This window comes from Kangiella sp. (genome assembly GCF_014762745.1).
Classification (GTDB): Bacteria; Pseudomonadota; Gammaproteobacteria; order Enterobacterales; family Kangiellaceae; genus Kangiella.
In genome coordinates this window covers 1-11,746 of record NZ_JABURJ010000145.1, presented here as the reverse complement: position 1 = coordinate 11,746, position 11,746 = coordinate 1, and the positions used below count along the sequence as shown (strand labels likewise).

Here is an 11,746-nt window from a genome sequence, read left to right as displayed (position 1 = left end):
TTGTGCAAAGAGCGAAATTATACGGTAATTCAGGTCATTTTCTAACCTTAAAGCGTGAAATATCGAGATAGTTGTAGCTTTAATCCTGATTGAGGCTCTTCCACACTTGTCATCCCGCTACTTGATAGCGGGATCCAGTGACTATATTTATTCTTTGGCTTGTTGTTTCGCCCTTTTGGCGAGTTACTTTTCTTGGGTGGTCAAGAAAAGTAACCAAAAGAAGACCACCCCGTGATTGAGGTTTCGCTTTGCTCAACTCCCTTCGTATCCGCCAAGCCACTTAACGCACCGTAAAATACGTTCCATCCCTGGCCCGAATTTTACTATTCAAATCATCCAAGATTTGAATTGCTATGTCTTGGCTACTACTCAGCTCAATCAAAAGGGGTTATTGGTGCTATATGTTTAATTAAGAAGAGCGTGATACTATTTGTGTAATTTAAATAATCAGAAGCAAAAATGAAAACACGTTGCGGCTGGGTCAGCGATGATCCACTTTATATTGAATACCATGACACCGAATGGGGTGTGCCGACTTATGACGATCGGGAATTATTCGAGATGCTGTGTCTGGAAGGTGCGCAGGCAGGTCTTAGTTGGATTACGGTGCTAAAAAAACGCGAACACTACCGCAAGGTGTTCGATAATTTCGATGCTGAAAAAATAGCACTCTATGATGAAGCTAAGCGGGGACAGTTACTTTCCGATGCGGGGATTATCCGTAATAAACTTAAAGTGAATGCCTTTATCGTCAATGCGCAGAATTATTTACGCATCAAAGAGCAGCAAAGTTTCAGCGACTATTTATGGCAGTTTGTTGGTGGTGAGCCCATTGTTAATAACTGGAAAAGTCTTAAGGAAGTTCCTGTCACTACGCCTGAGTCAGATGCCATGTCCAAGCAATTGAAGAAAGACGGTTTTAAGTTTGTCGGCTCTACTATCTGCTACGCCTTTATGCAGGCGACCGGGATGGTGGATGACCATACGATGGATTGCTTTAAAAAATAAAAACATCTTTTTTACCCTGAGTTTTGTTATACGTCTTTTTATCGCCAGGTATTTAAGAGCCGGTGTAAGATCTTTATATAACTAAGGTCCTGCTGATGGCTTCGCTACGAAAGGTGCAAAGTAAGCTGTTAAATCCTGATAGAGCTCTTCTGTCCAGGATAGCTCAGGGATAGGTGATAACTCATTCTTTCTTGGATCTCGTGGGGCGATAGCGACCTCTATATTGTGGTGGCCAATGTCACTGGCCAGAACAAATAACTCTTCCGCAACCTCGTCTCCCATGGCTAAACATCCTATTGATACAGCCTTACCGTGGATAAAGATGTTAGTACCCGGTTCGTTTCGCCCTTCTGCATTAGCATGCGTTAAGTCAAAATCATTCGGGTAATTTAACTTCATAGATAAGTGGTAAGAGCTATTGGGATTTAAATATTCTATTCGATAGATGCCTTCAGGAACCTGCATATCGCCTTCGCGCAGTTTGGGTCCGGCGACTCCACTTTGAGCAAGCACAGAATAGTTGCGAATGAAAACCGGGTTTGCTGCTGAGGTGTCCCATAGCTCAAGTTTTGCTTCTTCTTTTATGGCTATCAGCGCCACAGAGTCAGGCGGATAGTTTGAGCCAGCGGCTGCAAAGTATGGAGCCATTCGGTCTCGGGCTTCCTCGCCATAAGTCTGAATCACATCCTCAACAGTGCGAGCTCCAGCAACCTTAATGTATAAAGGGTGCCAGTAAGCGCGACCATAATTAAAAATAAGGTAAATTCCGGTAAGCGTGGCAAGAAGAAAGACCAGAGAAAGAATGTGTTTCATGGGCATCCGAGCTAAATAATTTTTTTAACTGTAGCTCAATCATTTGAGCGCGGCAAATCTTAATCTTTTGCCGAAGGTTTATTTCGTTTGAGATAACCGGCGAGTTGTTTAGCGATGCTGACAATGGAACCAAAGACACCAATGATGGCTGCGCTAACTAGAATACCGATTTTGACTTTGCGGCTGAACAGATCCCATTCGCCGAATTGTTCAGCAAGTACAAAGCCGATAATCAACACCGAAATGATATAGCAGATGATGGTAACTTTGGGCAGCGCCTGAAATCGAACCATTGCTTATATGGTGCCCAGGCTGAAAAATTCACCGGCTGAAATAACACCGAGATGCTTTTGATCGTCGATGACTCTTTCTTCGGCGCGTTCCACCAGTTCATAAAAGACATTGCGGTGAATCAGGGCGTGTAGATTACGACGTACCATAATATAAGGGGATGGCTCACCGGTTTTGGAATCATATTCAACCCAGATTGGGTTGTCTTTGGTGAGAATAATCTGGTTGTCGCAATTATCCTCAAAGCTAATGACTGGCCCTTCGACAGATTCCTTAACCTGTATGCGGATCACTAAGAAGGGGGCGTCTTCCACTCGTATCCCCAGCTTTTCCACTGGCGTAACCAGGAAATACTTATCGTCTTCTTTCTTCAGGACTGTCGAAAATAGTTTGACCAGGCGTTGGCGGCCAATGGGCGAGCCCTGATAATGCCAGCTACCATCACGTTTGATGACCAGTTCCATATCGCCGCAAAAATCAGGGTCCCACTTTTCAACCGGTGGTAAAGATTGCCCGTCGCTGGATTTCTCGAGCTCGGCCAGAATCTGGCCAAGATCTTTAGAAGGGCGGGTTTGTTGATCGGGGTCTGAACTACTCATTGTTAAGCTGCCAAGCCTTTTTTGATCAGGTAACGATAGGGAGCTTGTTCAGTATCACTGCCAATCAGCTGGTGATCCATAAAAGTACAGAACTTGGGAATATCGCGGGTAGTGGAAGGATCGTCAGCAACAACCAGCAAAACCTCACCATCCGCCATCTTGCGAACATTGAGGCGCACCATCATCACAGGCTCAGGGCAGCGCAGGCCGAGTGCATCAAGTTTGCGGTCGTATTGATCAAAGTTGAGCTGTGTCATAGTGTGGTAAAACAATTGCTGTATGCTGGAATTGTGCGAATTTTAGACTTTTTCACCGCTGACATGAAGCAAATACCACTTTAGATAGTGACTATATATCAATTCATTAGATAAGATTGATTTTAACTAATTAAGTGATTAGGTTAGCATGGTTGTGAAATAGAGACTTAAGGAGAATATCAATGAATAAAGCAATTAATATCGGAATCAATGAAGATCATCGCGAAAAAATTGGCGATGGTTTATCACGTCTATTGGCAGACACCTACACCCTCTATCTGCAAACTCACAATTTTCACTGGAACGTCACTGGGCCATTCTTCCAGTCATTGCATACCCTGTTCGAAACTCACTACACCGAGTTAGCGGTAGCAGTGGACGACATTGCAGAGCGTATTCGTGCATTAGGAATACTGGCACCAGGAACCTATAAAGAATTCGCTAAGTTAACCAGCATCAAAGAAGTAGAAGGCAACATCAGTGCCGAAGAAATGCTTGAGCGCTTGGTGGACAGCCATGAAACGGTAGTTAGAACCGCACGTGAAATATTGCCACTGGCACAGGAAGCAGATGACGAATCTTCAGCCAGCCTGATTTCAGATCGCTTGGTGGTGCATGAAAAAACTGCATGGATGTTAAGATCTCATTTGCAGAAGTAATAGTACTGTCATACCGCGGTACCGAGGGCACTTCCTTCGGTCGCACCACGGGCATTTCCTTCGGTCACCTGCCCGAATTTTACTATTCAAATCATCCAAGATTTGAATTGCTATGTCTTGGCTATAACTCAGCTCAATCAAAGGGGTATTGGTGCTATGTGTTTAGCAGTGATACTTCTTGAGACTTTTGAACGAATAGCGCTACTTTCACCAGGAATGAAATTTTCTAAGATTTTCAGGTACAACATTCTGCATACTTGAAAATAAACAAGTATAAAACTCAAGCAAAACTCGCCATCACTTGATTACGCCCTTCATTTTTCGCTTTATATAACAAACGATCGGCACGATTGATAACCAGATCCAGTGTCTCATCTTCCGGCATATATTCAGTGACGCCAAAGCTGGAGGTGACGGTTAAACCTGGCGCTATATCGTCGAAGTTATAGCTTTCAAAGTATTCGCGCAGTCGTTCGGCTATGGTGTAGGCAGCTTTAATATCTGTATCAGGTAGTAATATCAGGAATTCTTCACCACCGATTCGCCCCACTGTGTCGCTTTCCCTTAACACTGCTTCGCAGATATTGCGGGTGGCCTGAATCACTCTGTCGCCGACATTATGACCAAACCGATCGTTAATGCTTTTGAAGAAGTCGATATCAAAAAGAATGACGCTATAGGGTTTGCGCCCCTGCCCGGTGGCTTTATGTTGAAGCTCTAATGTGCGGAACACATGGCGGCGATTGGGGAGTTTAGTCAGATTGTCGGTAAAGGCCATTCGATGATTGGCTCTGGCCAGGCTGCGGTAACGCAGCATAATCCAGAGCGCGATACCAACCACAAGCAGCAACAATAGGATTAATACCCAAAGGATATAACTGTACTTTTTGCTTTCTTCGACGTACTGAGTGTTCAGTTTATTTTCCTGTTCTAACAACTTATTCTCAAACACCAGCCGCTCCTGATCGAGCTGCTCCCGCGAGAGGTTAGAAACATAGGTAAGACTGTCGTTGAATTGTGTTCGATATTGAGTATAAGACTGGTTAAGCAGTTGGTAGGCTTCTTCAAAGTTACCGTTTTCAAAGGCAAGCTGGCTCTCCAGTCGATTGATGTAGTGAGCATCTTGGCTGCCGAGCTGACGAGCATATTCTTTAGCCAGTTCCAGATGTGATTGTGCTTTATCAAGCTGGCCAAGCTCAGTGTAAATTTTTACCAGCTCAGAATTAATTTCAAAACTGAATAACTCTTCACCCACTTGCTTGTGCAGTTGCTGCGATAAGAGGATTTCATTCAAGGCATTTTCATATTTTTCCTGATCCACCAGCATGCGCCCTCTGACCTGATGAGCATAGGCTTTTAGAGAAACATCGTTAGTGTTGCTTGCAATCTCAAATGATTTGTTTAGATATTCATCGGCAAGCTCAAATTGCTCGGAGGCACGATAGGAGTCAGCAAGATTGACGTATAAATAAGTATTTTGGGTGAATTGAGGATTGGCTTCCATGATCTCAATCGATTTCTGCAGGTAATCGATAGCGGAGGGATAATCATTGAGAGCGCCGTAAAGAATCGCGAATACGTTGTAAGTTTCGACCAGTTGAAACGGGTCATTACTTTCGTAGGCGTGAGATAGTGCCAGTTCCATTAGCTCGAAAGCTTCCTGATAGCGGTACATATAAGAGTTGATGTATGCCCGCTCTAAAACAATATCGCTCAGCTTATTATCCGGCCATGACTCGCGAACATCGCGGTATAGCGCATCGGCGGTATGTTTGGCGTCAGTAAGATTACCCTCAGTGCGTAAGACCAGCATCAGCACATAGTTGTATTCCTGATAGAGGCTTGCCAGATCAACGGCATTGACCAATGGTTTGGCAATGTTCAGGTATTCACGGGCACGCAGCGGATCATTGGTATGGATGTAATAGTCCGCAACAAGAATATTGGCCAGCGCTTCGGAGTGTGGATCAAGTTGGTTATTAAGAATCGTTTGTAACTTGTTAAAGAAGGAGTCCTGACTTCTTTCAGGGATAGAGAGTTTGCCCATGGCGTAGAGCTGATTTTGTAACGGCAAGTTATTAGCTGGTGCAGCGGCAAAGGTCAGCGCGCTTCCCAATAATAACAGCACCATCAATAATGATTTGAGCTTTAACACATTAATCCCTTAATTGTTGTATTAGTAGAATGTGAATTAAGCCACTTTACCGCAAATTGATGCAAAAATGAACAATGCCGTAATGCAAATTTGCATTACGGCATTGCAAGATTGAAATAATCTATTGAGAAAGACTATTCAAAGAAGAAAGCAGGACGCTTTTTTTCCTCTGGAGCCAACTGATTCATGGTCTGGGCATCATACAGACGACCATTCAACATGACCATATTGACCTTTTCACTGTTCTTCAGGTTTTCCAGTGGATCAGCGTCAAGAATAACCAGATCAGCCAGTTTGCCTTCCTTGATAGAGCCAATTTCATCAGCCATGCCAAGGATCTTAGCACCGTCCATTGTGCCTGCTTCGAGCGCTTGATGCGGTGTCATACCGCCCTGCTCAAACATCCACAGTTCCCAATGAGCTGCCAGACCTTCGCGCTGACCGTGCGCACCGATACCGACTTTAACGCCTAAGTCACGTAATTCAGCAGTAACCGTAGCGTTATTGAAGTGGTTGTAATCCTCATCCGGTGCGGTATAGCGACGGCGTGACACAGGATCAAGAATTTCGCGCGGCACAAACTTGGTCAATAACGGATGGTCAAAGACTTTAGTTTTGTCATACCAGTAGCGCTCGCCCCAGATACCGCCGTACGCAACGCCAAGAGTTGGCACGTATGAGGTCTGGCTCTGGCTCCACAATTGCTTCACATCATCATAGATTTTTTCTACCGGGATTGAGTGCTCAATAGTAGTGTGGCCATCAATCACCATAGAAATGTTATGCATAAACAATGAACCGCCCTCAGGCACAACTAACAGGCCTGTTTGGCGGGCTGCTTCCAATACCTGCTGGCGCTGGTCGCGACGAGGCTGGTTGTAACTCTTAACCGAGAAGGCACCGACCGCTTTCATGCGCTCAAGGTGACCAACCGCATCTTGCAGATTATCCACTTCGGCAGTGATGAAATGATTCGCGCCATACAAAATAGTACCGGTCGAGAACAAACGAGGTGCTGTAATGACACCGGCTTTCTGCATTTCACTGGCCGAGAATACCGCTTCGGTATCCGCTGATGGGTTATGCGTTGTGGTGACACCGAAAGCTAATGAAGCCAGCGCATTCCAGTTGGTCTGAGGCTGGATCTGGTCATTGGCGTAAGGGCCATGCCAGTGCACATCGACTAAACCAGGGATAATGGTTTTGCCGGCAACATCAATGGTCTTAGCGCCCGATGAGATAGCAACATCGCCACGAGAGCCAACGGCCTTGATGCGGTTATCTTCAACGACAACAACACCATCTTCGATAATTTGCTCGCCTTCCATAGTGATGACTTTGGCACCAACAAGAGCAATCGAAGTATCAGGCTTATCCGCTTCAACCGTAAAGTTAATGCGGGTTGCTTTCGCTTCAGGAGCTTCGGCATCTTCGTCAGTCTTTGCATTCAAGAACTCGAAACGTTCATTAAGCGCTTGTTGATACAAGTCCGGGCCCAGTGACCAGGCTAATGATTTGCTGTCTTCAGACCAGGCCAGATTGTTACCAGCAAATTTCGAGAATTTGCGTACCGGCAAGTTATTAGCGCCTGGGCCAGTGCTAATCGCTTTACCACTTTGTACAAATGGCGTGACATAAACCTGATAACGCTGGGTGAAAGCTAGCCACTGTTGATCAGGCGAGACTGCGAAGTCACTGATCCAGTTGCCTTCATAATGCTCCTGCATTTCGTTACCGCTCAAGTCAGTGCTCACCAACTTAGTGCTGTAAGTTTCGCCACTTGGAGTGGTTTGTGAGAAGAATACGCGATCAGAGCTACCAGCGAAGAATGGATTGTTGCCACGCTTGGACAGGACATACTGTTTATCATCATCAAGGTTAATGGCGATGATGCCAGTGTCTTGCGAATACAATGGGCTGGTCAGGTAGCCACCGGAAATGGCCTGTGCGACAACCGTCTCACCATCCGGGCTGATGCTTGGATTGGTGTAATGACCAGGTTGCTCAGAAACGACTTTGCCACTACCGCCACGGGCAGAAGCCACGCGAATAGTACCTAGAGTTTTATCATCCCAGGTGGTGTAAACAATTTTGCTGCCGTCGGCAGAAAAACGCGGGTAAAACTCAAAATGTTCATCCTGACGGGTTAAACGCTTAGGCTTACCATTTGGCAGACTCATGGTGTAGATTTTGCCCAGTGCCTGGAAAATGGCCTGATCACCGTCTGGAGACACCTGCAACCAACGCAGCATTTTCGCGTTGAACTTAGCTTCATAGGCAGCATTTTTCTGAGTCATGGCCTGACGCATTTCGCGACGGTCATTGACCTCAAAAGGAATATTGCTCACTTCTTTAGAAGCAACGTCAATTTTATGCAGCTTGCCCTGCGCCCAGAACACGATTTCGTCGCTATCTGGAGTCCAGGCAAAGTTTGGATAAACGCCGTGAATCGCCCAGGTTTCCTGCATATCGCGCTCAAGACCCTCGTAAATCGGGAACTCAGCACCGGTCTCACGGTTTTTCAGGAACAAAGCACTTTGTGCACGAATACGACGCACGAAAGCGATGAACTTACCGTCTGGCGAAGGCGTCGGACGCACCGCGCCACCAGGGCCATCGATCCAGGTTTCGATATCGCCGGTTTCGCGGTTAATCGCAAACACTTCATAAATCTGGTCATTAGAGTCTTTGCTGTACTCGAAGTAACCGCCTGGCGTTGAATCGCGCGAGAACAGAACGTATTTGCCGTCAGGCGTAAAGGCTGGCTCGCCCAGATCTTTCTGCTCATTCGGACGCTTGTTTAACTGAACGCCGCTACCGCCTGACTTATGGTAAAGCCAGATTTCGCCCGCGCCTAAAGAGCGAGTACCGGTAAAGTGCTTACGCGCCGCGATATAGTTACCGTCAGGACTCCACACAGGATTGTTCAATAAACGGAAATTCTCTTTAGTCACCTGATATTGGTCGGAACCATCGGTATCCATGACCCAGATATTGTCGCCGCCACCCTGATCGGTGGTAAACGCCAACTGCTTGCCATCAGGCGAGAAACGCGGCTGCATATCCCAGGCCATGCTGTTAGTAATGTTAGTCGCCTTACCGCCAGACATCGGCATGGTGTAGATATCGCCCAGTAAATCAAAGGCAATCGTCTCGCCATCAGGGCTCACATCAAGATTCATCCAGGTGCCTTCATTGACCTGAATATTCGCAAAAATAGGAGTGCCGGGAGGGTTGTTCACATCCCACTTAGCCTTGTCCTCGTCTGCCGCCGTAGCTGAATTCGCCACAGTCCCCAAAGACAGCACCAACAGGCTGGATAAGATAGATAATTTCTTCATTGCCAGACTCTTTCGTTAGTTAATGAAAATGACTCAACCTAGCAATATAGAGAGGCAAAAGCCAATAGGCAAAAGATCAGCCAAGTAAATTGTAAGAAAAGGTTAAATGGTAGAAACGGTAAGCTAGAGCAACTGATTGACAGTAGCCACATTAGTTTTTATTATCCATAAGTGTTTGTTAGATATAAAAATTTAATACTCAAGGGCAAAGGAGTGGGAAATGGTAAAAAAATTAATAATATCCTTACTGTGCATTGGATTTCTCATAAGTTGTTCAAGTAATGACGAAGGAGCCTCTGCAGAGCAGATTGGTAATGCCTTGGCAATGCAGTTACCAACAGGATTAGAAGTAGATGATGTAGAAATTCAGGTAGCAGAAAACCTAGGAACGAAAGTTGAGCCTGAATTTCAGACTCGCTCTAAAGTAACTCTCCGTTATGCCGAGAATTTTTATGAGCAAATCAATACTGGTTTCAAACTGGATAAGCCAGTAGTAAAACAGATAAGTTCAGAGGGGGACGTCATAACGGGTACACTTATCACAAGCTCAAGGTTGAATGGCGAAAAATGGGATGTTTATATTGAAAAACGTAATTTCCCACCTGTTTATGGAAAAGCTGAGAGTCAATTTGGCGTATCTGGTTTTGTCATGGACGGTTCAGACGAACATAAAGCTCTTATCGAAAAATTTGAGGAAGACCAGCGTGTCGCTGCAGAATTAAAAGCAAAAAAGGAAGCTGAAGAAGCCGAAGCTCGTAAGCAGAGAATAGCTGATCTAAGAGAAGCACTAACTGGCCGATGGGTAGCAAAACAACCAGCTATCCATAACGGGAAAGTCTGGGCTTCTCGTAAAGGCGGTCAACTGGGTATTCAATTAGAGATTGAAGCAGGCGAAGGTCAAGTAGGAGCGGGAAAAGGTGATTACAACAAGCCCGCAGACGAATTGATAGTTCCCATATCGTTCAAGATTGACGAGAGTGGAAATTTTGCAGCATTAACTTTTACTAAAGATGTTGAGCATGACTCTTTACAATTTGGAGTCGGGCCTAGGTTTCAATGGAAAATGACAGCTGATGGAGCATTATCATTTGATGGTACTCGTAATGAATGGGAGCTAGTATTAGAAAAAGAAGGTGATGCCCTTGCTAACAGGTTAGCAACGATTGAAAGTTATCAAAAAAAACAAAAAGAGTATGAAAAACTGATCGAAAAGCACCAGGCTTTTATTGCTAAGGGTGAGCTTGATGATTTAAATCTAAGGACTAAAACCTACGCGCATTATTTTGTAATTGGGGGTACAGACGGTAAAGTTTATGGTGATGAGCAATATTACGGTGGAAGTGATGTAGCAACTGCTGCAGTTCATAGTGGTGCGCTAAAAGAAGGGCAGGCAGGAATAGTAAAAATTGCCAAATATGACAATCGAATCTATTTTAAAGGGACGATTAAAAACGGTATCACGTCAGAAAGTTACAACCGGACTAGGAACCCTTATACCATCGAGCTTGTTGAAGCATTACCTTAGAAATAACATAGCCTTTTATATGCAGGGTAACCTTTGATTACCCTGCAATTCCACTTACAAAGTACTAATCAAAAATTATAAAAGCAATTATCGACGTATAAAAAACTAAACCCTGAGTTGAAATATTTTAAGGTGATTAATTCTTCTTCCACTGTCCCCAAGGGTCATTGCTATTCTTTGTGTGCTTTGTCGAACGATTTCTTTTGTTCTCGTCATATTCCGCCGCTTTTTTTTCGCGCTTTTCGCGTAACTGTTCAGCATCTTCCAAGCTTAACTCGGCAGGTTTTCCCGGTTTTTGGTCGTCTGGCACGATCCGGTCTCGCGGAGGAATCTGTAACTCGTCGGCAGGCACTTGCGGTATGCTCTTGTATTGATACATATAAAACGCTTCCACTTTTTCTCGCGCCCATGTGGTGTTTTTAAGAAATTTGACGCTGGAAGCAATGCTGGGATTGGTCTTAAAGCAGTTGATGTTCAAATACGCATAAAGGATTTCAAAGCCATAGTGATCCACCAATTCAGTGACCAGGGCTTTTAAACCAACGCCATTCAAGGGGTTATTCTTGTAATTTATTTCATCGGTCATACCAATATCCAGCAAAAAGGGAAGCGATGGCTCATTATAGCCGAGGCGAGAGAAACTAAAACCATAGATATAAATTAGTTAACCGAGGGTTGTGCGTGTCCATTAATGCCCCAAGATAAGTTCACTGGCTGGGTCGATCTTTATAGAATGATGAATTAAGGATGGTGAAAGTTTCAACCAAATCAATATTACCATCTTCATCAGTGTCCAGTTGCTTTCCTGTGATTGGGTGAGGAGCGCAATTGCGCTCAATTGGTGGAAAATTTACTTCATTGCGAAGGATCTTCGCGGCAAGACAAATCTCAACCGTATCCTTATCAAGCCATGACCAAGAGTCGGGGATGCCGGTAGCATACAATAATCCCTTCTCGAAATTCACAACAACCAGTCCTGAAGCCGTTCCATCGCCATAAAGAGGTGAATTTTTAATGGGGTCAGAGTAAAAACTCCTTTAATTTACTCTGAAAATCATAAGTCGCCCCCTCCGTTGAGGCATCCAGAGGTATACTCAG

Annotated in this window: 11 protein-coding genes; 3 read left to right on the top strand and 8 right to left on the bottom strand. The window is 44.8% G+C overall.

All coding sequences use genetic code 11. From position 1 onward, the window contains the following. Positions 1-459: 459 nt before the first annotated feature. Positions 460-1,008 (top strand): DNA-3-methyladenine glycosylase I, encoded by a 549-nt coding sequence (locus tag HUJ19_RS12740; RefSeq protein ID WP_290624662.1) that lies wholly within the window; start codon positions 460-462, stop codon positions 1,006-1,008. Positions 1,009-1,089: 81 nt separating this feature from the next. Here HUJ19_RS12740 and HUJ19_RS12735 read toward each other — a convergent pair whose 3' ends face one another. From HUJ19_RS12735 to tusA, 4 genes are read right to left on the bottom strand one after another with little or no spacing between them, the layout of a single operon-like run. Then, a complete protein-coding gene (locus tag HUJ19_RS12735; protein WP_290624660.1) occupies positions 1,090-1,821 on the bottom strand; it encodes a L,D-transpeptidase family protein in 732 nt (243 codons plus the stop codon). 59 nt (positions 1,822-1,880) lie between these two features. After that, on the bottom strand, positions 1,881-2,114 hold the full coding sequence (locus HUJ19_RS12730; RefSeq protein ID WP_290624658.1) for a hypothetical protein: 234 nt from the start codon (positions 2,112-2,114) through the stop codon (positions 1,881-1,883). A gap of 3 nt (positions 2,115-2,117) precedes the next feature. Continuing rightward, the gene (locus HUJ19_RS12725) at positions 2,118-2,711 is read right to left on the bottom strand and encodes a DUF1285 domain-containing protein (protein WP_290624655.1); all 594 of its coding nucleotides are present in this window, start codon (positions 2,709-2,711) and stop codon (positions 2,118-2,120) included. A gap of 2 nt (positions 2,712-2,713) precedes the next feature. Then, entirely contained in the window at positions 2,714-2,968 is a 255-nt protein-coding gene (gene tusA / locus HUJ19_RS12720; protein ID WP_290624653.1) for a sulfurtransferase TusA, read from the bottom strand. A 182-nt stretch (positions 2,969-3,150) separates the two neighbouring features. Here tusA and HUJ19_RS12715 point away from each other — a divergent pair, with 182 nt between their 5' ends. Next, entirely contained in the window at positions 3,151-3,627 is a 477-nt protein-coding gene (locus tag HUJ19_RS12715; RefSeq protein ID WP_290624652.1) for a Dps family protein, read from the top strand. Positions 3,628-3,907: 280 nt separating this feature from the next. Here HUJ19_RS12715 and HUJ19_RS12710 read toward each other — a convergent pair whose 3' ends face one another. Both HUJ19_RS12710 and HUJ19_RS12705 read right to left on the bottom strand, forming a co-directional pair. Beyond that, entirely contained in the window at positions 3,908-5,782 is a 1,875-nt protein-coding gene (locus tag HUJ19_RS12710) for a GGDEF domain-containing protein (protein WP_290624651.1), read from the bottom strand. Between the two features lie 134 nt (positions 5,783-5,916). Further along, positions 5,917-9,123, bottom strand: coding sequence for an amidohydrolase family protein (locus tag HUJ19_RS12705; protein ID WP_290624649.1), 3,207 nt, complete (start codon positions 9,121-9,123; stop codon positions 5,917-5,919). Between the two features lie 220 nt (positions 9,124-9,343). Between HUJ19_RS12705 and HUJ19_RS12700 the strand changes: the two genes are divergently transcribed. Continuing rightward, complete coding sequence (locus HUJ19_RS12700) at positions 9,344-10,648, top strand: LCCL domain-containing protein (protein WP_290624648.1); 1,305 nt, start codon at positions 9,344-9,346, stop codon at positions 10,646-10,648. Between the two features lie 136 nt (positions 10,649-10,784). On the opposite strand, the gene HUJ19_RS12695 is transcribed toward HUJ19_RS12700, so the two are convergent. Together HUJ19_RS12695 and HUJ19_RS12690 are read right to left on the bottom strand one after the other, a co-directional pair. Beyond that, positions 10,785-11,234 (bottom strand): VF530 family protein, encoded by a 450-nt coding sequence (locus HUJ19_RS12695; protein WP_290624646.1) that lies wholly within the window; start codon positions 11,232-11,234, stop codon positions 10,785-10,787. Positions 11,235-11,355: 121 nt separating this feature from the next. Further along, entirely contained in the window at positions 11,356-11,613 is a 258-nt protein-coding gene (locus HUJ19_RS12690) for a hypothetical protein (protein WP_290624644.1), read from the bottom strand. Positions 11,614-11,746 lie beyond the last annotated feature (133 nt).